At 41.9% G+C, this 20,837-nt stretch carries 21 protein-coding genes and 1 other annotated feature; of the genes, 10 read left to right on the top strand and 11 right to left on the bottom strand.

Going from position 1 to position 20,837, the window contains the following annotated elements; all coding sequences use genetic code 11:
- Positions 1 to 26: 26 nt before the first annotated feature.
- The 3 genes from MHH40_RS18105 to MHH40_RS18115 all read right to left on the bottom strand — a co-directional run bounded on the left by MHH40_RS18105 (position 27) and on the right by MHH40_RS18115 (position 2,173).
- Positions 27 to 1,289 (bottom strand): response regulator aspartate phosphatase, encoded by a 1,263-nt coding sequence (locus tag MHH40_RS18105; RefSeq protein WP_003215654.1) that lies wholly within the window; start codon positions 1,287 to 1,289, stop codon positions 27 to 29.
- Positions 1,290 to 1,594: 305 nt separating this feature from the next.
- A complete protein-coding gene (locus MHH40_RS18110) occupies positions 1,595 to 1,834 on the bottom strand; it encodes a YqkC family protein (RefSeq protein ID WP_003215790.1) in 240 nt (79 codons plus the stop codon).
- A gap of 12 nt (positions 1,835 to 1,846) precedes the next feature.
- Positions 1,847 to 2,173 (bottom strand): iron-sulfur cluster biosynthesis family protein, encoded by a 327-nt coding sequence (locus tag MHH40_RS18115; protein WP_003215572.1) that lies wholly within the window; start codon positions 2,171 to 2,173, stop codon positions 1,847 to 1,849.
- 212 nt (positions 2,174 to 2,385) lie between these two features.
- On the opposite strand from MHH40_RS18115, the gene MHH40_RS18120 reads away from it, so the two are divergent.
- Positions 2,386 to 3,093, top strand: a complete 708-nt coding sequence (locus MHH40_RS18120; protein WP_050943812.1) for an expansin EXLX1 family cellulose-binding protein — start codon at positions 2,386 to 2,388, stop codon at positions 3,091 to 3,093.
- 17 nt (positions 3,094 to 3,110) lie between these two features.
- Here the strand turns inward: MHH40_RS18120 and MHH40_RS18125 are convergent, their stop codons facing one another.
- Both MHH40_RS18125 and MHH40_RS18130 read right to left on the bottom strand, forming a co-directional pair.
- Positions 3,111 to 4,085 carry a GNAT family N-acetyltransferase gene (locus tag MHH40_RS18125; RefSeq protein WP_050943811.1) on the bottom strand — a complete coding sequence of 325 codons (975 nt, stop codon included), beginning with the start codon at positions 4,083 to 4,085 and terminating at the stop codon, positions 3,111 to 3,113.
- Positions 4,082 to 4,561, bottom strand: coding sequence for a GNAT family N-acetyltransferase (locus MHH40_RS18130; RefSeq protein WP_034620502.1), 480 nt, complete (start codon positions 4,559 to 4,561; stop codon positions 4,082 to 4,084). The genes MHH40_RS18125 and MHH40_RS18130 overlap by 4 nt, the downstream gene beginning before the upstream one ends.
- Positions 4,562 to 4,838: 277 nt before the next feature.
- Between MHH40_RS18130 and MHH40_RS18135 the strand changes: the two genes are divergently transcribed.
- The 4 genes from MHH40_RS18135 to MHH40_RS18150 all read left to right on the top strand — a co-directional run bounded on the left by MHH40_RS18135 (position 4,839) and on the right by MHH40_RS18150 (position 8,455).
- Positions 4,839 to 5,288, top strand: coding sequence for a YfmQ family protein (locus MHH40_RS18135; RefSeq protein ID WP_050943810.1), 450 nt, complete (start codon positions 4,839 to 4,841; stop codon positions 5,286 to 5,288).
- Positions 5,289 to 5,438: 150 nt separating this feature from the next.
- On the top strand, positions 5,439 to 6,671 hold the full coding sequence (locus MHH40_RS18140; protein WP_050943809.1) for a DNA polymerase IV: 1,233 nt from the start codon (positions 5,439 to 5,441) through the stop codon (positions 6,669 to 6,671).
- A 15-nt stretch (positions 6,672 to 6,686) separates the two neighbouring features.
- The gene (locus tag MHH40_RS18145; protein WP_050943808.1) at positions 6,687 to 7,031 is read left to right on the top strand and encodes a YolD-like family protein; all 345 of its coding nucleotides are present in this window, start codon (positions 6,687 to 6,689) and stop codon (positions 7,029 to 7,031) included.
- Positions 7,032 to 7,219: 188 nt separating this feature from the next.
- Positions 7,220 to 8,455, top strand: coding sequence for an MDR family MFS transporter (locus MHH40_RS18150; RefSeq protein WP_003215590.1), 1,236 nt, complete (start codon positions 7,220 to 7,222; stop codon positions 8,453 to 8,455).
- A gap of 30 nt (positions 8,456 to 8,485) precedes the next feature.
- Here MHH40_RS18150 and coaA read toward each other — a convergent pair whose 3' ends face one another.
- Positions 8,486 to 9,445, bottom strand: coding sequence for a type I pantothenate kinase (gene coaA, locus MHH40_RS18155; RefSeq protein WP_034620396.1), 960 nt, complete (start codon positions 9,443 to 9,445; stop codon positions 8,486 to 8,488).
- Positions 9,446 to 9,632: 187 nt separating this feature from the next.
- Between coaA and MHH40_RS18160 the strand changes: the two genes are divergently transcribed.
- Positions 9,633 to 10,961, top strand: coding sequence for a CoA-disulfide reductase (locus tag MHH40_RS18160; protein ID WP_050943807.1), 1,329 nt, complete (start codon positions 9,633 to 9,635; stop codon positions 10,959 to 10,961).
- 66 nt (positions 10,962 to 11,027) lie between these two features.
- On the opposite strand, the gene MHH40_RS18165 is transcribed toward MHH40_RS18160, so the two are convergent.
- Positions 11,028 to 11,804 (bottom strand): SDR family NAD(P)-dependent oxidoreductase, encoded by a 777-nt coding sequence (locus MHH40_RS18165; protein ID WP_050943806.1) that lies wholly within the window; start codon positions 11,802 to 11,804, stop codon positions 11,028 to 11,030.
- 12 nt (positions 11,805 to 11,816) lie between these two features.
- Positions 11,817 to 12,767 carry an MBL fold metallo-hydrolase gene (locus MHH40_RS18170; RefSeq protein WP_050943973.1) on the bottom strand — a complete coding sequence of 317 codons (951 nt, stop codon included), beginning with the start codon at positions 12,765 to 12,767 and terminating at the stop codon, positions 11,817 to 11,819.
- 169 nt (positions 12,768 to 12,936) lie between these two features.
- Positions 12,937 to 13,148 (top strand) — a binding site (T-box leader).
- Positions 13,149 to 13,189: 41 nt separating this feature from the next.
- Between MHH40_RS18170 and proC the strand changes: the two genes are divergently transcribed.
- Positions 13,190 to 14,017: a pyrroline-5-carboxylate reductase gene (gene proC / locus MHH40_RS18175; protein ID WP_050943805.1), complete on the top strand. Its 828-nt coding sequence runs from the start codon at positions 13,190 to 13,192 to the stop codon at positions 14,015 to 14,017.
- Between the two features lie 152 nt (positions 14,018 to 14,169).
- On the top strand, positions 14,170 to 14,442 hold the full coding sequence (locus tag MHH40_RS18180; RefSeq protein WP_050943804.1) for an antimicrobial peptide LCI: 273 nt from the start codon (positions 14,170 to 14,172) through the stop codon (positions 14,440 to 14,442).
- Positions 14,443 to 14,599: 157 nt separating this feature from the next.
- On the opposite strand, the gene MHH40_RS18185 is transcribed toward MHH40_RS18180, so the two are convergent.
- Positions 14,600 to 16,213, bottom strand: a complete 1,614-nt coding sequence (locus MHH40_RS18185; protein ID WP_050943803.1) for a M20/M25/M40 family metallo-hydrolase — start codon at positions 16,211 to 16,213, stop codon at positions 14,600 to 14,602.
- A 140-nt stretch (positions 16,214 to 16,353) separates the two neighbouring features.
- Here MHH40_RS18185 and namA point away from each other — a divergent pair, with 140 nt between their 5' ends.
- Positions 16,354 to 17,370, top strand: coding sequence for an NADPH dehydrogenase NamA (gene namA, locus MHH40_RS18190; protein WP_080984736.1), 1,017 nt, complete (start codon positions 16,354 to 16,356; stop codon positions 17,368 to 17,370).
- Between the two features lie 119 nt (positions 17,371 to 17,489).
- Positions 17,490 to 18,254, top strand: a complete 765-nt coding sequence (locus MHH40_RS18195; RefSeq protein WP_003216052.1) for an alpha/beta fold hydrolase — start codon at positions 17,490 to 17,492, stop codon at positions 18,252 to 18,254.
- A 44-nt stretch (positions 18,255 to 18,298) separates the two neighbouring features.
- Here MHH40_RS18195 and MHH40_RS18200 read toward each other — a convergent pair whose 3' ends face one another.
- Both MHH40_RS18200 and rnz read right to left on the bottom strand, forming a co-directional pair.
- Complete coding sequence (locus MHH40_RS18200) at positions 18,299 to 19,606, bottom strand: aminotransferase class I/II-fold pyridoxal phosphate-dependent enzyme (RefSeq protein WP_050943801.1); 1,308 nt, start codon at positions 19,604 to 19,606, stop codon at positions 18,299 to 18,301.
- A gap of 139 nt (positions 19,607 to 19,745) precedes the next feature.
- On the bottom strand, positions 19,746 to 20,675 hold the full coding sequence (gene rnz, locus MHH40_RS18205; RefSeq protein ID WP_050943800.1) for a ribonuclease Z: 930 nt from the start codon (positions 20,673 to 20,675) through the stop codon (positions 19,746 to 19,748).
- Between the last annotated feature and the right edge of the window lie 162 nt (positions 20,676 to 20,837).

A 20,837-nucleotide genomic window follows, 5' to 3' on the forward strand; every position in this document is an offset into this window, starting at 1 on the left:
ACAGCGGTTCGTCTCCTCTTTTTGAGCTAACTTATGCGATAGTCACTACTGTTGTATGGTGTCTGCCCGCCAGTTCCATATGACTCTCTTCCGATTGCTGCTGACTCATGACCGATAATCCTGCAGTTGCTGCCAATAAAAGAACTATCAAACTCGTTTTCATATAAATGACCCCCATTTTGAATTTTTGATATGGCTTGAATCTTCCGTTCGTAAAACCGTGTCGATGCTTCATACAGTCCAAGCTCATTGTAATAATGAGCCGCATCAAGTGCCAATTCCTCAATGTCTGGGTATAAGCGCTTGTCCTCGAGCAGGTCTAATGTATCGTCTATGATCGTTATTTCTGCATCAACGTATAATGCTTTTAAGAACTGAAATTTGCAGATGTAAATTTCATCTTCTAATTCACAGGCTTTCATAATACCTTTTTGATAGAGGGTTAACGACTCTTCTATTTGTTTTTGTTTAAACAGGATTTGGGTGAGCATAAATAGTGGGTCTAGAGAGCGATTAAGATGGGTTAAATTCTCCTTTTCAAACACTTCAAGAGAGTCTTTCAGATAACGGCTTGCTTCCGCAAGATCGTTCATTTGGTAATAACAGTTACCTAAGTTGAAAAGGGCCGAACCTATGACTCGAGGGTTTCCAATCGATCGTGCTCGATTTAGAGCATTTTTAAAGTAGGGCAATGCATGTTCATAGCATTTCAAATCATCATAGTTTGCACCGATGACAAATTCACAGTGGATGATTCTCAGCGTGTACGTTCTGTAGGCAGAGTACGTATTTAACGCTTGCAAGGCATAGTGCATCGAAAAGTGGGTTTGTTTCATGTGGTAGTATATTTCAGCTAATTTAAAGTAAAATTCTGCTCTTTCTATATCATCTGATATGAGATTGAGCTTTTTTTCTGCTGAACGGTAATAGGCAATGGCACTTAAATAGTTTTGCTGTTCAAACTCAAACATTCCTGTGAAAAAATGAACATAGTATTCAAGCATGTCCGTTAATTTCGTTTGCGAATGTTCGATCGTTTCTAGCAGGTTTTTAATTTCTTCATCATTTGAGGCTTTCTTTGCCGGTTCAAAATATTCAAGCATCACCTTATGGCGAAAATCCATCAGCTGGTAAAACAGCAACAAGTTTTGATCTTGCTCCATCTCCAGAATTTCCTGCTCGATCTCGGCCTTCAGCTTCTCTGCTTTCATGACATGAAATCCGCAAATCTGCCTATACCATTCGTTTATTTTAATTCCAACCTGAGGCGATGACAGCTTGAGCTTCAATTCACTTTAGCACCTCCCTTCTCATATACGATACATGTTGTATTCTATCATATTTCCTCGAATGGAAGAAATATGAAATGTCATTTTTCGCAAAGTTTTCGGTATCCCGCAATAACCGCTTCCATTGCCTATTTTTCGGCATTTATATCCACGATTTTTTCATGTCTATTTTTCTCGTTTTGTCGAATTGGTTGTTATAAAACAGTTTTTTTGCGTTGCAAAAGATCATTTTTCAGATTAGACGTTCCCAGCTGCTTGGTGAGATGATGAAGGCACGAAAAAAACCCTTTTGTCAAAAAGGGCTTTTATAATACATCTGTTACCTGTTCCATATTCTCTTTGATCCAATTGACAGCTAATTCGAGCGTTGGGAATTCTTCCGTTTCAAATGTGACTTCATCCTGAAGAAGCCAAACATCCTTTTTCACCGAATCCATTCCACCTATTGACCAGTGCAAAAGGGTATAGGGATGATTGTTATTTAAAAACGACACCCATGTTTTATTTTGTGCCGTGTTTTGTATCACTCTAAGCTTCTGATCCACTACGTTTCCACCTTACTTTACAAGTATGCCCATTCTTGGACTGAGTATTTGCTGAGGACTTTTCAGCATCAATGTATTGGCTTTTTCATTAAAATCGATGGTCATTTCCTCATCAAAGAATACCTTCTGTGCAATGTGTATATATAGTTTTAAATGTTGGCTATTTTTAAGTTGTTCCCATTCACCTGTTCTTTCACTTGTTAACCAAAGCATTGGTACGCCACTCACTGCACAGCCACAACCTTCTGAATCGTAGCGAAGCAGTAATTCCTTAGTTTCGTTTCCTGTTTGCTGTTTTTCTATATATGTTTTAGCCTGTTCTGTGATGTGAATATACATGGCGAACATCCTTTTTAAATTGATGCTTACATTGTAACACATAAAACACCATAAAACATGACACACGACTAAATCCGAAAGTCATATTCTTTGAAATACACGCTCTTCTCACTATGATTATATCTATCTATTGGCTCTTTTTGCTTCTTGTTTTTTAGAATTATACTTATGACGCTACCAATTTTAAAAGAATAAACAGGAGGTTTTAGATCGTGAAAAAAAGATTATCTCTCTGCTTCATCGGGGCACTGATATTGATGTTGAGTTTCGCTGTGCCAAACATGAAAGCGGCATCTGTCCTTGATGAAGTACGAGAAAGCTATGCGACTTATACGGGATCTGGTTACTCAGGGGGCGCCGCATTATTAGATCCTATTCCATCTGACATGAAAATTACGGCTTTAAATCCCCATGACTATAACTATAAAGGGATAAATGCGGCACTTGCAGGGGCTTACCTTGAAGTAAAGGGTCCAAAAGGAAAAACCGTTGTGTATGTAACCGATAAATATCCAGAAGGAGCGAAAGGAGCTCTTGATCTTTCTCATAATGCCTTTGCCAAAATCGGCAATATGGCAGATGGGAAAATCCTAATTAGTTGGAAAATTGTAAAAGCACCGATTAGCGGAAATGTAGTTTACAGAATAAAAGAAGGTAGCAGTAAGTGGTGGGCTGCGATTCAAGTGCGCAATCATAAATATCCGATTATGAAAATGGAATATTACAAAGATGGACAATGGGTGAACATGGAAAAGACAGACTACAACCATTTCCTTGGATTTAATATGGGGTCTAAATCTCTTCCTGTTCGAATCACAGATATCCGCGGGGTCATCGTAAAGGATAAATTACCCGCTCTTCCATCTACTGCTGCTTCACAGGCCTATACTGTAAAAGGCAATGTTCAGCTTCCTAATTAACGAGGAAAAGAGGTAGCTTATTTAAGAGCTTCCTCTCCTCCTTCTCTATCCCAGCGATATGCCTCATTTTCTATTACTTTTATGATGTCATTCTTTCCTGCCATATAGCTTTGTATATCTTCCCGATACTGATTTGCTAATTGTTCCTTGACAGACGCATACGCTACAGCTCGTTCTGGATGGGCCCTTAAGTAATCTCGAAACAATAAATGCCTTTTCACATCAGGATGATTTCTCTCATAAATATGGACATGATGCGTACGATTCAAGCCACCCTTTTGAAAAAAACGTCTCCCTTTTATGCCATTTTCACCGAGCGCTTGATATCCAAGATGTTCAAAGCTCTCTCTTTTTCTATCGATCTCTTTTATATGACTTACTTCTATTAAGATATCAATAATGGGTTTGGCAACAAGTCCTTCAACTGACGTACTACCAATATGATGTCCTTCTATCCAGCTCTTTTGAATGATTTGCTTGAGTCGCTGCTTTTCTTGATGGAATTCTTCATGCCATTCTTTTTTGAATTCGACAACCGCAACCTTTCGCCTCGGTGTCCATTTCATTTTTGATAAGGTGAGCTCTTTTGCAACATGAATCACATTTGTTTCAACAAATCCTAACTTTTCGTATAGCCTTTTTGCAGGGGTGTTTTTTTGCCCAGTGGTCAGTTCTATAGGGACATTTTTCTCCATAATTGTAGACATAAGTCTTGTTCCAATACCCTGCTTTAGCGCTTTGGGATGCACAGCCAATCGACTAATGATCAAATAATCTTTCTGCTCTTCATAAGAGGCAACACCTAGTAAGATTCCCTTTTGCTCAAAACCAATAAATTGCTCTTTTGCTTTCATTACATCTTGAAAGGTCTCTTTTAATGGCGGAAGATCGGCATAGCCAATTTGTTCAGCTTCTTGTTGGTATGCAGCTAGTTGAATATGTAAGATCTGCTTTGCTACATCTCCTATTGTTTGATCTAAATTGACAATCATGACATCGCCTCTAACTTTTTCACAAATAAAACACGGTCTTCATTTATTCCTTCATATTCTGAAAACACGGAGATTCCTTCTACAGTTTTATCCCCTTTTTCAATTTGAAAGCCCAATTTTGCATGATAGGCAATTGATACTTTATTTACAGGTGCTGTTACCACTTTAATGGTTGTTCTTCCTTCCTGTTTTGCCACATCATAAAAGGCTTGATACAGCATTTTTCCGATCTTTAATTTCCGGTGATCTGGATGTACCCCAACAAAGTGAATATACGCTTCATCTGAACGAGATTGCGATAAAAAACCGACTAAAAAGCCAATCAGTTCACCTTTTTCAACGACGACAAAACTTGTTTGCTGAAAATGTTCAAAAAATAGCTTCGGCAATGTTGCGCGCAAATCTTTACCTCCCCACCAGCTTTGGATGACGGATGTGACGGCGTAAAAATCTGACGGCTTCACTTGACGTATCATGATGACCTCGCCCCTTTTCATTTTTGGCTTACCGCTCTCTTTTTTTACAAAAAACTGTTGTTTCAATAGTCTACCTGTCCGATTAATTGTTTGTAAAGATTACGTGGCAGCCTTTTTTCCTTTCAGCTTTGTTGATTTCGTTCTTTCGCCGTCATCTCCTTGTAAATCTTCACACTTATTTCAAAAAGTTCACTTTTTGTGCGAAAGTTTCATTCTTTTGGTATGTTAAGATGGTTCATATAGGAAATGTAACAAATGTTTATTGGAGATGATGATATTGGTTTGGATTGTTACTTCACTTGTTGTGTTTAGTCTTTTAAAGCTTCTTGTCACTTCGCTGCCTTCTGGTGTTGTGGAACGCCTTTTTAGTCGTTATGCAGTGCATGCAAAAGTAACAAGTGATCAAACAACGATCATGTTTGAAGATCGTCCGCTCAATGATCAACAAACATCTGAAATTATTCAACATTTTAATGATGCGATCTTTATTGAACGCTATTATATTTATCCTGGTGATGAAGAGCGCTTTCTTCATCCGCAGGAAGGGCCGGCGCCTCTTACCATGCAAACAAAGCTTGGCAAGCATGATGTGACCCTTTATCTGTATCATTACGATGACCACGTGGATGTGGTGCGGCAGTTTACACATAAGCCTAAGAAAAAACTGATGGCCTATCGTTTGCGTTCTGAGCCCCTCCAAACATCCCACAACTTGGCACATGCTTAAAATATGTTGCATCAAATGAGACGAAGTGTCTTCCACTTCGTCTTTTTTTGTATGGATTTATACTCTTTTCTTTGAATGATTTACCAGTATCAATTTCGCCTCCTGACGGTTAAAATAGAAACAGAACATACGTTCTAAGAGGTGAAAATAATGAATGAACGAGCCATTCTGCTTGTGGATATGCAATCGTTTTATGCGTCAGTCGAAAAAGTGGAGGCTCCCCACTTGAAGGATGTGCCGCTCATCGTCTCTGGAGATCCTGAGCGGCGGAGCGGAGTCGTACTTGCCGCCTGCCCGCTCGCTAAAAAACGGGGCGTCCAAAATGCATCCAGATTATGGGAAGCACAGGAGAAATGCCCTGAAGCTGTCGTCGTACGCCCTCGTATGCAGCGCTATCTTGATATCTCTGTCATGATCACAGAGCTGCTTGAACAATACACAGATCTTGTCGAACCATATTCAATTGATGAACAATTTCTCGATATTACAGGCAGCCTGACACTACTCGGTTCTCCCCGTGAGATCGCTCAAAATATACAAACAACCATTATGAACCAGACGGGTATTTACGCACGTGTTGGCATCGGTCCTAATAAAGTGCTCGCTAAAATGGCCTGTGACCATTTTGCTAAAAAAAACACATCTGGCATCTATGAACTTCGCGCAGACAGTGTTGCGGCTGATTTATGGCCGCTTCCGATTGGAAAATTATTTGGCGTTGGTAAACGAATGGAGCGCCATTTAAAACGAATGGGTATCAGTACCATTGGGACGCTTGCTGCTTATCCGTTAGACCGGCTTAAAAAACGCTGGGGAATCAACGGAGAGCTTTTGCAGCGAACAGCTTTAGGACATGATCCCTCTCCGGTCACCGTTCACACACATAATGAGCAAAAAGCGGTGGGACATCATATGACTCTCCCCCATGATTATGCGTCTTTTGAGGATATCAAAGTCGCTCTTCTTGAATTGAGCGAAGAGGTGGCAAGACGTGCACGCTTTAAGCATTATCTTGGGCAAACAGTGTCTGTTGGCGTGAGAGGCGCTGATTTTTCTCACCCGACCGGATTTCATAGACAAATCAAGCTTCATTCACCTACACAGTACGGGACAGATATTGCAGAGGCAGCCATTCAGCTATGCCAGCAGCACTGGGATGGTCAGCCCATTCGCAGTGTCGGTATTACTCTCTCACAGCTGCAGTCTGACAGCCAGTATCAGCTAACTTTATTTGATCATCATGTTCAAAAAGACAAACTCAGCAAAGTATTTGATGCGATCCACATAAAGTATGGACCTGCTGCCCTGCTGCACGCTTCGTCACTGACAAGCGCAGGGCAGGCGTATCATCGCGCCGAAAAAATTGGCGGACATTACAAATAACGGAGGCGAACAGCCATGAATCCCAATAAATTAACACCTGGATACAACCTCATGTGGGAATCAAGCCGAATGATGCTTCCAGAGCACCGGGAGCAGCTGCTTGCTCAAAAACGGCAGAAAAAAAAATACACCCCTCCCCCGCTGAGCACCGATCAACTGGAAGAAATGAATTTTTTGATCACACAGTCGATTACTGAGGATCAAGCGATTTGCGTGACATATGCCGCAGCAGATAGAAAAGAGCAGTTTTGGGGCTGGGTCAAAGCCATTCATTATGAAACGCAGCGCATAAAAATCGTCAATGATGAAGATGTTCTCAACCTGTCCTTGCAGCAAATCGTCGCGATCGACCTTGATTAAATGGGGTCAAATGACCGCGCGAATCAGTGGCATAAAAGCACCAGCAGAAAAAAGCACGCGTCTCCAAATACGAGCCAATCAAACTTCTCTGCCATATGGCGGATGTCCCCTCCATCAAATTGTGTATTTAATTTGCACAATTTTTCATGTATGATTGGAACATCTTACAAACTCAGGGGAGAAACAGCATGAAAAATAACTTACGTACGCTACATCCGCTTAGTTGGACGATCATCATTGGCACCATATTTGGCCGAATGGCGACGTCCATGAGCATTCCTTTTTTGGCCGTTTATTTAACACAAGTCAAAGGCGCCTCAGCTTCTTCTGCTGGATTAATCATTGCCGTTAGCTCTCTGATTGGGATCGTTGCGAGTTTTTACGGTGGATATATTTCTGATCGTATCGGAAGAAAAAAGGTCATGCTTCTATCAATCTTCGGTTGGACACTTGTCTTTGTTGGTTTTGCATTTGCAGATGCCATTTGGGTCTTCTTTATCATGAACGCTTTAAACGGACTGTGCCGGGCACTGTTTGAACCAACATCTAAGGCGCTCTTATCTGATGTCACCCCGTCAAGTATTCGGTTGTTTGTGTTTAATTTACGTTATACAGCCATTAACATAGGGGTCATCTTCGGTCCGCTGCTTGGCTTATATCTCGGGTCATCGAAAACAACCTTTCCATTTCTCGTCGCTGCCTTCATTTATTTGTTATACGGATTAACGCTGGCCTGGCAATTTCAGAAACATCCAGTTGCTGCTCCAGAAAACACGAAACAAATTGGGGTCAAAAAAGCCCTTTCCATTATCCAAAAAGATACGGTCTTTAGCATTATCCTCATCGGCGTTACCTTATGTTCGTTCGGGTATTCGCATTTGAGCTCAACGCTGCCTCAATATTTATCCGCTTCGCCTATGATTGAGGATGGTCCGAAACTGTTTGGATACCTTTTATCTTTAAATGCAGTTGTTGTCATTGTCGTACAATATCCGCTCATCATGATCGCCAAACGCTACTCCACCATTTTGTCGCTCACCACTGGGAATATTCTTCTTGCGGGCAGTTTGTTTGCCATTGCTTTTTCACAGAGTCTCGGCATGCTTGCTTTCATCATTGTCGTGTTTACAATTGGGGAGGTTCTGCTGTTTGCGATGATGGATCTATTTGTAGACAATGTGGCAAAGCCAGAAGTAAAGGGGTCGTACTTTGGCGCGATGGGATTTTCTCAGCTCGGCAGCGTCATTGGACCATTTGTCGGCGGACTGTGCATTGACTATTTTGGCGCAGCCCATCCCTTCTCCATTTTTTCAGTCTTGTCGATCATCACCATCGCAGGTGTTCCGTTCCTACTCATTGGATACTACCGCCTGAAAAAGCGATCCGCAGCTGCCATCGCTGTGAAAGTCAGTGGAGATCATTAAAAAAACCGCTCTCGTTTGAGCGGTTTTTCTTTATACTCGGCGGATAGCAATCTCTTCCACCTTATGCTGATCACCTTTTTTCAAAATGAGATCAGCTCGATATTTTGTCGGTAAAATATTTTGATATAAATTAGGGCGATTGACGGTATTCCAAATTGTGCTTGCCATGTGATCTGCCTCTTCATCCGTCAAATCTTTGTATTGATGAAAGAAGGATTCAGGATCTTGGAAAGCTGTTTCCCTCAGCAAACGGAACCGTTCTTTATACCATGATTGAATTTGCGTTTCAGCAGCATCTACATAAATCGAAAAATCAAAGAAATCTGATACAAACACACGCGGTTCATCCTTCAGATCATCCAGCGCTGGGGATTGCAGCACATTGATTCCTTCAATAATAACAATATCGGCATCCTCCACCGTTTCATACACACCATCAAGCCGGTCATAGGTCAGATGCGAATATACCGGGGCATGCACGGTTTGTTTCCCTGATTTTAATTCGTTTAAAAAAGACAACAAGGCTTTGACATCGTAGCTTTCTGGGAAGCCTTTCTTTTCCATGAGTCCTCGATCCTTTAATTCTTTTTGAGGATACAAAAAGCCATCTGTTGTCACAAGACTCACTTTCAGTCCATCTCCAAGCCTCGATAAAAGCGTTTCGATGATACGGGCCGTTGTGCTTTTCCCGACAGCCACACTTCCAGCAATCCCAATTAAAAAAGGAATTTTCGCATGATGTGGGTAGTTTAAAAAGGCATTCACATGCTGATTTTTTTGTTTTTCTGCAAAGACATGCAATGTCAGAAAACGAATAAGTGGTATGTAAATATCCTGAACTTCTTCAAGCGATAAATAGTCATTTAATCCTTGAAGTGCTCTTGCTTCCTCTTCTGAAACAGATACCGGCATATATTCTCCAAGAGCAGACCAAGCCTCTCTTGTATGACGTGTATATAAAGTATTAAAATCTAGTCGCGTGTCACTCAAAGTCTTTCCCACCAATCTTCACTAAACTCGTAACCAAAAAGACGATAATCCGATTGTAGCTTAAAATGAAGGCGCTGTCTTTATTTTTCCACTAAAGTTTGCTTCTTTTGCGAAAAAAAGCATTAAAAAAAGGAAAATGAGGGTAAATAAGAGTATTCAGTTCGATAGATAGAAGGGAGCACACCAAATGAAATATGTGATAATTGGCGGAGATGCAGCAGGAATGAGCTGTGCTATGCAAATATATCGAGAGGATCCAGATGCACATATTGTCGCTTTTGAAAAAGGAGAGATTTTCTCATATGGACAGTGCGGCCTCCCCTACTTGATCGGCGGTCTCATTGATCACCACAGCAAGCTGATTGCACGCAGCGCTGAAACATTTCGCGACAAATACGGAATTGATGCTAGATGCTTACACGAAGTGACCTCCATTGATCCAAAGCAAAAAACGGTGTCAGGTCATCATACGAAAACAAAAGAACCCTTTACCGAAAGCTATGACCGCCTCTTAATTGCGACAGGAGCAAGCCCTGTTAAACTGGATTTAAACAATCAGCCGCTAGAAGGCGTACACGTATTAAAAACCATTCCGCATGCGCTGTCCATTTTAGACCACTTAAAACAAGATATCACACATGTCACGATCATTGGCGGTGGATATATCGGCTTAGAGATGGCTGAAAATTTAAAAGCGCTGGGAAAAAAGGTACATATCATTCAGCGGGGTTCAACACTTGGTCCGGGCTTTGACCCCGATATGGCAAAGCACCTGAAAGAAGAGGCGGGTGCCCAAGGCATTCACGTGACACTCGGGGAAACCGTGCAGACATTAGAGGGCGAATCACATGTCACAGCTGTTCAAACAGACAAACAAACCATAAAAACAGATATGGTTATCATGGCCATCGGCGTCACCCCGCAAACCTCTTTTTTAGACAAAACAGAAATCAAACGGCTTTCAAATGGCGCCATTGTTGTAAATGAATACATGCAAACCAATGTAAAAGACATCTATGCTGCCGGGGATTGCGCAGCCACTTATCACCGCATCAAACAATCACTCGATTATATCCCGCTCGGCACAACGGCGAATAAACAAGGAAGAATCGCTGGTTTTCATATGACGGGAACAGACCGGGCGTTTCAAGGGGTGATTGGAACTGCCGTCATGAAATTTATGAGCATGACAGCGGGACGAACGGGCTTATCTGAAAAAGAAGCACAAGCAGCTGACATTCCTTTTTCCACCATCACCATTGACAGTACGGATCACGCTGGATATTATCCAGATGCGCAGAAAATGAAAATCAAACTGATTTACAGAAGTGATGACTACACCTTGCTCGGTGCCCAAATCATCGGAAGAAACGGTGTAGATAAACGGATCGATGTGATGGCAACTGCTCTTTACCAACAGCTAACCATAACAGATCTTGAAGATTTAGATATTAGCTATGCACCGCCTTTTAACAGTGTGTGGGACCCGCTTCAGCAAGCAGCAAGGCGGAGATAAAAAAACGGTCACAATGGCAGCTTACTTCAAAAAAAAGAAACCAGTTCACAACCGGTTTCTTTTTTGTTATTTTTTCATCATCGCTTTGCGTGCTACTTTTTCAAATAAAAATGGGAATAATTGATACAATTTACTGCCAGCGTTCATCCATCCAGGCAGATTAATCTCTCTTTTTTTCGTCATCATAGCGGATACGACCTTCCCAGCCACCTTGTCCGCACTAAGCATCATGAATTCCACATTCTTCACATATTCACCGCTGCGATCGGCGATGGTAAAGAAGTCAGTGGCAATCGGGCCTGGATTCACTGTGGTGACGTGAATGCCGATGTCTGACAGCTCCATTCTGAGGCTGTTTGAAAAGCCAAGGACGGCATGCTTGGATGCGGAATAAATGGCTGATTTCGGGGTGGCAATCTTTCCTGCCTGAGAGGCAATATTGATAATATGTCCATGTCCTCTTTGTTTCATCTCTGGAATGACCTTTTTCGTGCAAGCGATTAAACCAAACACGTTTACTTCAAACATCGACACCATTTCCTCAATGGACGCATCTTCAACGAGATCGAACGCACCGAAACCGGCATTGTTCACCAAAATATCAACAGCCCCCACTTCTTCATATGCGCGATCAATGTCCTCAAGGTGACTGACATCTAGCTCCACGATGTGACACACCCCGCCAGCACTCATAATCTTTTCTTTTACACCCGTCAGCTTTTCAATTCGTCTTGCTGAAATCATGATCTCTGCGCCTTCTGCTGCTGCCAAGTACGCCATTTTTTCACCAATGCCGCCAGATGCACCTGTAATCCATATTCTCTTTCCTGTTAATCGCCCCATGCGTTTCACTCCTTAGTTTGCCCTGTAGTAGAGAATTCCATCTTTTTGCACTTCTTCAATTTGTCCAGCCTCTAAGAGGACATCAAGCTGCCCAACTGTCTCTGACATCGTTAAAAATAAGGCCTCTTCGTACAGCACTGGAAATAGCTTGCGGCAAAGATGAAAGGCAGTCATTTCTTTTCGTTTAAGCAGCTGATACATCGTATTTGCCCGTTTTTCTTGTTTCTTAAATCTTTCTTCGATCAATTCATGATGAGACGTGATGAGCTGCCCGTGTCCTGGATAAATCGTCTTGATCGGCAGATGAAGTAATCGATTTAGTGATGCTTTATATTGAAGCAGCGATTTTTGGCGTTCCTCCCCCTCATACGGCGCTTCCATTAACGGGTTTGAAGAAATAGTCGTCAAAAGAAGGTCTCCACCAATGAAGTGGCCCGTTGTTTCATCTAGAAAGGAAAGATGAGATTGTGCATGTCCCGGTGTTTCCATGATGAAAAAATGTTCATGCCCTTTCAACCGATCGCCTTCTTTGATGACGTCATCTACATGTGCAGTACAGGAATATGTATACGATTGTTTCACGATTCTTTCACACTCATCAGGGCGAAGCGGCACACCTAACTGCTGAAAAAGGTGTTTCGTAAAAGCAATTTGACGCTCTTTAAACTCAGGGTCCTGGCTAATATACGGCTCATTTAACTCATGTCCGATCACACGGACATGAGGTTTCATCAAATTTAAAAGACCGACATGATCTGCATGATGATGGGTCAACACCACTTGATCAATATCGTCAATTGATAAACGATGCTCATGTAATTGCGTGACAAAGGCGTGCTCCGCCTCTTCTGTCATCGGCCCGCAGTCCACTAAGGTCACAGCTTCTCCTTTTAAAATATATGCATGTACATCCCCAACAGCAAAAGGGGTCGGGATAGATAATTGAATGATGTCTTCTTTCACTTTTTTATGCCATCTCCTGCTTTTTGACTCATGATTCATTGTCACTTCGTCTTCTTTATTCATTGTATCCTGCAAAGGGCAGACTGTCATGCGGTTTAGGCGGTCAATTTTTTTATCTGTCCCTATTGACACAAACTTGTCCATCGTTGCATAATGAACAACAAATATAAAATGCGTGATGACAAGGATTAGTAAGCAAAATAATGATGCAAGAGAGTGAGGTCCGCCGGCTGTAAGACCTCACCATCCTCTTATTTGCTGAACCTGCCCTTTGAGCTGTTAGGCAAACCTAAACGTTTCCCGCGTTAAGGGTCTAGAGCTGAGTATGCATATTTGCATGCTAATTGAGGGTGGTACCGCGAAAAACCTTTCGTCCTTTTCAGGCGAGAGGTTTTTTTATTTTCTACAAGGAGGAGCGGCTTATGAGTAAAATTGGATTTATTGGTGCAGGCTCAATGGCAGAGTCGATGATGAAAGGTTTATTAAAAAGCGGCATCATGTCAAACGAAGATATTATTGTCACAAACAAAACGAATGAAAAACGTCTAGAAGAATTAAAGGTGCGTTATGGGGTCAAAACGGATTTCTCTCGTTCTTTTATTTATGAAGAAGCGGATATTCTCGTATTTGCTTTAAAACCGAAAGATGCTGAAAGCGGGATATCTGAAGTTCGGCCTCATTTACAAGGGCAGCTGATCATTTCTATTTTAGCAGGCATCTCAATTGAAACGATCCAACACTATGCTGGCGAGAAGACTGCGGTGGTTCGTGCGATGCCAAATACATCAGCCGCCATTCAGCAATCAGCAACAGGCATTGCCGTCAGTCAAGAAGTGACAGAGGATCAAAAGAATAAAGCAATCGAGCTGTTTGAAACGATCGGTCATGTGACGGTATTAGATGAATCACAGCTAAATGCTGTTACAGCTATTGCAGGAAGCGGTCCAGCCTTCATTTATCATTTGATTGAAGGAATGGAGCGAGGCGCTTCGGAACTTGGGATGGACCAAGCAACAGCGAAGCTGCTCATCTGCCAAATGATTGCGGGCGCCGCAAACATGCTTGAAAGCAGCGGTAAAGAACCTGCTGAACTGCGCAAAGAAATCACAAGTGAGGGCGGAACGACAGAAGCCGGCCTGAACACACTTGCTGCCTATCAATTTGAAGAAGCCGTTGTCGATTGTGTCAAAACCGCAACAAAACGTGCAGCAGAATTAAACGAAATGTTTTCAGCAAGCACGTATAAATGATAGAGAAAAGTACCTGTTTTGATGACAGGTGCTTTTTATTTTTATCTAATGAGTGATTTTTCACAAATAATTAACAAATATTAACAAGGAATATATTACCTTATGTAGAATTACTTATATGTACCACAAAATGAGGAAGAGGAGTGTTTTAAATGAAATTAGTTAAGGTTCTTACTGGATCCGCATTGTCACTCGCTTTACTTTTTTCCGCAGCACCGGCATTTGCTACAAGTGCACATTCTAATGCAGAGGATGTCCACGTTACAAGTGATTTTAAAGCTCAACTTTACACATGGGATATTACCAACTCTACTGGTATTTTTGCCAATTCATTCGAACAAGATGGAATTAAGTGGTATTTAAAAGGCATCACTAAAAATTCTGATGGAACTTGGACAGCTCATTATGAGGGTAGACGAGTATAATTCTAATTGGGAGCCTATGGCTCCCTTTATCTATTTTAAAGTAATGAAACATTCTCTCCACTTCTTCTTTCCTCATTAACCTTCATTTACTCTACATCCTCGACTCAAAAGCACATAAGCTTTCAAAGGCTCTAGAGATCTCATACATAAACAAGACTTACTTTTTCTCTAACAAAGCATGAATCGCTGATTCTAGTAATTCTGGCAAAATGCCGAATGAGAACGGGATGTGCAGCCGCTCTGTCCATTTGTGCGGGTCCTTTCCTAATGGACCCACGTTAATAACTGGAACGTAAAGTGCTCCCTTTTCTCCTTCTGGTAAAGAATAGCCTTTTTGGTAAAGCGGCATATTGGTCGTGTAATGACCTACTTCCTGTTTTTCGAGCTGTAAGTAACTTAAATCAGATAATCCCGGGAAATATTTCACTTCTTCTATTTCAAGTCCATAACTCTTCTTTGCTTCTATTTGAATCCTCTTTAAGGTTGCTTGGATATGCGGATCTTCCGTTGAGGAAACCGCTGGATAAAATGGTGGACTATAAAATAGAACAATGAGCGGCCCATCTTCCTTACAAAGCGTCGTCAGCTCAGAGACTATTTTGGTTGAAAAATCACGATCTCCAAGCTCACCCCGATTGGCGAACGCATAGTTTACAATGCGTTCAACCTCCTGTTTACCTGAGCGTTCAGCAGCTTTTTGATACAGCTCATGATACGTGAGAACGGTAATCCTCGTATCAATCGGTATAAAAGGTTTAAAGCGCTGAAATTCTGCTGTTTTTTGTTTAATATCAGCTTCGATTTGGTCTGCTGCTTGTTTCGCCGTGTCATAAAGAAGCCCATGCAGTTCTTCACTTGAACGATTCATCATCAGCACATTAAATAAAGAAACAGCTGTGTGAGGTGTTTGAACGGAATAGGCTTCTTTTAAATCCTTTTGCATTAAGTTGGTTGGGGGCGGCGTGACTTCACCATCTACTTCCTCACAATAATCACTATTCAGCTCTAACAGCCGATTTAATGCAGATACCATAAAATTCGCATTTAAGCCTGAGAACGGCTCTCCTACATGTGTTTCAATTCCTTTGCAGAAAAATCCGGCCAGCACCTTCCCTATACTGCCTGTATACATATAATAATGTTCATCACCTGGATACTTTTCAAACATAGGCTCACTGTTTAAGCACGCGGTATAGTCAAGGTCATGCCTTTCCTTAAGCTCCTTTAGTTTTGGAACAGCTTCAAGCATTCCTTGAGAATTCACTTCTTCATCCGGGACTGTGACGAGTAGGACATTTCCATCAAATGTCTCTGTCATCGCTCTTTCAAGCATAGACAGCTGTACAGTAAGACCTGCCTTCATATCCATGGCACCTCTTCCAAATAACCAGTCACCTGAAGCTAGATCTTCTCTTGCTCTTTTTGGGAGAAGCGCACTTTTTTGAGAAAATGATGCCATTAACTCTTCAGGCTTGCATGCCATGTTTTGAAATTCACCGTAATCTTCTGTATCGACGACATCGAAATGACTAAGCAGCAAAACGGTACGAGAAAGCGAACTGCGCTTTACAAGCGCCGTTAAATAATACCGGCCATCTTTCATCGGATGCAAAGCCAAATGATCAGGATTCTGCTTGTAATAAGGCCGTTCCCTCAGTAAATAATATAAATATTCAGCTAACGCCACTTCTCCAGTTGTACCCGATATGCTTTCATACTGCATAAGAGCTGTGAGCAGTTCCTTTCGTTCACTCTCTGTTTGCCATTTCATTCGTTCTCCCCCTTTGCTTTCTCTATTTCTCCATTATACAAAAACGTGTATAAAAGCTATATTCTTTGAGCACCTTTTATGACGAAAGTTTGAATGGCTGTTATAATCGGCTATACAATTCTATGAGGAGGCGAAGGTATTTGGAAACCAAACTCTTTTCACCTTGGACATTAAAAGGTGTTACGCTGAAAAACCGCATCGTAATGTCCCCGATGTGTATGTATTCATCCTATGATCGTGATGGGAAATTACAGCCTTTCCACTTTACACATTATATTTCCCGTGCCCAAGGTCAAGCTGGCCTGATCATGGTGGAGGCAAGTGCCGTTTCCCCCGAGGGAAGAATTAGTGATCAAGACCTCGGCATTTGGAGTGATGAGCACATTGAAGGCTTCGCTTCATTAAACGAACAAATCAAAGCATACGGAACCAAGACAGCCATCCAGCTGGCTCATGCAGGACGTAAAGCTGAACTAGATGGTGACATCCTGGCACCATCTAGCCTTCCATTTGATGAACAGTCTAAAATCCCTACCAAGATGTCCGTCGATCAAATCAAAGATACCGTTCAGGCGTTTCAGGATGCAGCTGTCCGGGCAAAAAAAGCCGGCTTTGACATCATTGAAATTCATGGGGCGCATGGCTATTTGATTAATGAATTTCTTTCACCGCTGGCAAATCACCGAACAGATGATTATGGCGGTTCACCAGAGAACCGTTATCGTTTCTTAAGAGAAGTCGTCGATGCAGTCAATGAAGTATGGAACGGACCATTATTTGTCCGCGTGTCTGCCTCTGACTACACGACAAAAGGACTTGATATTGCCGATTACATTGGCATTGCTACATGGCTGAAGGAACAAGGTGTCGACTTAATTGATGTCAGCTCAGGCGCTGTCGTACAGGCAAAAATCAGCACATTCCCTGGCTACCAAGTCATCTTCGCAGAAAAAATCAAAGAAGGTGCCGGTATTCAAACAGGTGCTGTCGGTCTGATCACATCTGGTGTACAGGCAGAGGAGATTTTACGAAATCAGCGTGCAGACTTAATTTTTATAGGTAGAGAATTTTTACGGGATCCATACTTTCCAAAAACAGCTGCCCAAGAGCTTCGTACATCCATCGAAGGCCCGCGTCAATATGACCGCGCTTGGTAAAAATGCATAGGAAAAAGGTGTCTATTTTTTGAAACAGGCATCTTTTTTGTTTTTAAGAGAAACATATCTGCCTTTTGTGCCGTCTTTTAGCTAAAGAACCACTTAGAGGAGATGGAAGAATGAACTCGGCAATGATTGAAAGAATGTATCATATAGATGGACATCATTTTTATACAAAACATCGTCAGGGCAAAAGGCAAGCCACCATTATCTTTGAAGCAGGCTACGGCATTTCGGGTGATACGTGGTCGAATATGGCCCGTGATATTGATCCTGAGCTTGGCGTTTTCTTATATGATCGATTAGGAAATGGAAAAAGCAGTGACAGTAGTGAAGGAAGAACATTGCATGATCTTGCAGATGATTTAGATGCACTGCTAGAAGAAGCCAATATTCAGCCGCCCTTTCTCATTGTGGCTCACTCATTTGGCTCTCTTGTCAGCCGGTTATGGGCAAGCCGCAGAGGAGATGAGGTCATTGGCATGGTGCTGTTAGACCCGGCAAGTGAGGAGCAAGAGCAGGTCATCCTCCCTCTTTTATCAAAGGAAGAACGCACCTCATATATGGCGCAATTTACAGCAGAATGTACGCATGAGGACTTTCAGCAAATGCTCAGCACAATAAAAGAGGAACAAACCCATTATGGGATGATGCCGCTTCTTGTCATTTCATCAGGTAAGAGCCGATTGTTTCATCCAGCGCACGAGGCTTGGCTCAGACTTCATAAACGGATGCTGTCGTTGTCATCCCAAAGCGGATGGATTCAAGCGCAGAACAGCTCGCACTATATTCATCATGATGAACCGCATATTGTGCAGCTTGCAATCTATGATGTATGGTGCGCAGCGAAGCAACCTGTTTCCTATTATCAAACAGCCAATTAAAAACAAAAACTCCTTGACTAGTTTTGCGTCAAGGAGTTTTTTCTTTATGCCGTTGGAGCTGACTGGCTTTTTTTAGACAGCAGCTTTTCAATGCTGACAAGCTGAACACATAATGTAAAGATGTCAATCGCTTGCTCTAGTTCTTCAAGTGATGGGAACGTTGGCGCAATGCGAATGTTACGATCAAGCGGGTCTTTTCCATAAGGATAAGTCGCGCCTGCACCTGTCATGGTCACACCAGCTTCTTTTGCCTTTTGCACAACAGCTTTTGCACAATGATCGAGCGTATTTAAACTAATAAAATATCCGCCATTTGGCTTGTGCCATTCTGCAATGTCCTTCCCGCCAAGTGTTTCATCAAGAATAGAAAGAACGAGGTCAAACTTTGGCTTAATGATCGCAGCATGTTTTCTCATATGTTCCTTCAAGCCTTCTGGATTCTTGAAGAAACGAAGGTGTCTTAATTGATTGATTTTGTCTGGTCCAATCGTTTGAATCGATAATTGTTTTTGAGTAAAGCTCACATTATCCGGGCTAGATGCCATGAGTGCAATACCTGAGCCTGGGAATGTAATTTTAGAAGTAGACGCAAACATAAACACACGATTTGGATGCCCTGCTTCCTCTACTGCTTGAAAAATATCTTTTAACGTATCAGGCGTATCAGTTAGGTGATGGACTGCGTATGCATCATCCCAAAAAATGCGGAAGTCGTCTGCTTTTGTTTTCATCGAAGCAAGGCGGTCAACCACCTCGTCTGAATACGTAATGCCATCTGGGTTGCTATATTTTGGTACACACCAAATGCCTTTAATCGCTTCATCCTCTGCGACCAATTTTTCGACCTGATCCATATCAGGTCCATCAGCTTTCATATCTACCGTGATCATCTCTATGTTAAATAGCTCACAAATGGAAAAGTGACGATCATATCCTGGGCTTGGTGCAAGGAATTTCACCTTTGGCAGCTTTCCCCAAGGTGTTTTGCTGTCATATACGCCGTGGGTCATGGCACGGGCAATGGTATCATGCATCATATTAAGGCTGGAATTACCGCCGATGATGATTTGTTCTGGCTTCAGATTGAGTACATCTGCAAAAAATGTCTTCGTTTCAGGAAGTCCTGTCAAACCGCCATAGTTACGCACATCTGTGCCATCTTCAGCCGTCATCGCATCCTTTGATGTCACAACATCGAGCATGCCCATAGACAAATCGAGCTGTTTTGGTGAAGGTTTTCCTCTAGACATGTCTAAGTGTAAGTTTTTACTTTTATACGTTTCGTATTCATTTTGTAGTGCTGCATATAGGTCATTTAATTCTGCTTCACTTAACGCTGTAAAACCGCTCATCTTTGATTGTGCCTCCCGTATTCTTCATAGTTTCATTCGTCATTTGTTTTTTCTTCACCATTTTACCACTACCTGAAAAAGAGAGTCATTATAAATATCAAAAAAATCACACAACTTTTTTTGACGATTCATCCAATTTTTACAGGGTGCGGTCAATGGAATAAGAAGAGAAATCCTGCGCAGCTTCTGTCAGCGGGAATATATCGCGGGCCTCTTTCAATAGTTGTTTTAGTGCCTCTTCTCCTTGGTAACGTGCACTAATATGGGTCAAAATTAATCTTTTTGCGCCTGCTTCCTGCGCTGTTTTCGCTGCTTGTTCTGTTGTGCTGTGATAATAATTGTAGGCTAGATCAGCATCTTCTTTACCGAATGTTGCTTCATGGACTAACACATCCGCATCCTTGGCAAGCCTTGTTATATTCTCGCATAAACGGGTATCTCCTGAAAATGCAACGATTCTCCCTTTTTTAGGGGGTTCCAAATAATCGGTTCCATCAATGATTCTTCCATCTTCGAGTGTCACGGTTTCCCCATTTTTTAACTTCTGATACAAAGGTCCAGGTTTTACACCGATTTCTTTTAGGTCTTCGGCTTTTAATGCACCTGGTACATCTTTTTCCACTACCCGATAGCCGTAAGCTGGAATACCGTGAGATACTCGTCTTGCTTCTACTTGAAAGGTATCATCTTCAAATACGATCCCTTCATCTATCTCTATAATATGCAGCGGATATGTCAAATGCGTTTGTGTAGCTGAAAGTGTTGCGCTCACAAACGCTTTGATGCCCTTAGGTCCATAGATCGTTAGTTCATCCTCTCCGCCTTGGAAGGATCTGCTGCCGAGCAGTCCTGGGAGACCGTATACATGATCACCATGCATATGAGTGATAAATATTTTCTCAATTTTTCTCGGTTTAATCGTTGTATGTAATATTTGATGCTGCGTCGCTTCTCCGCAATCAAAAAGCCACACTGCTTTTCTTTCTTCTAAAAGCTTTAGCGCAGTGCAAGTGACGTTTCTAGTTTTCGCAGGAATGCCTGCACCAGTTCCTAAAAAGAGCAGTTCCATTACTTTTCCTCCTAAAGCCGGTATACAATATCTTCATTCATATAGAATACATGAAGACAAGGTAAATGTGAATTCAGCGGAATTTTCGAAAAAAGTCAAACGAGAGCTGAAAAAGTCGAATCAAATGTTTGCTTTACGAACAATGAACCTTTAAAATAAAGA

The organism is Bacillus sp. FSL K6-2431 (assembly GCF_038005165.1).
Lineage (GTDB): Bacteria > Bacillota > Bacilli > Bacillales > Bacillaceae > Bacillus > Bacillus pumilus.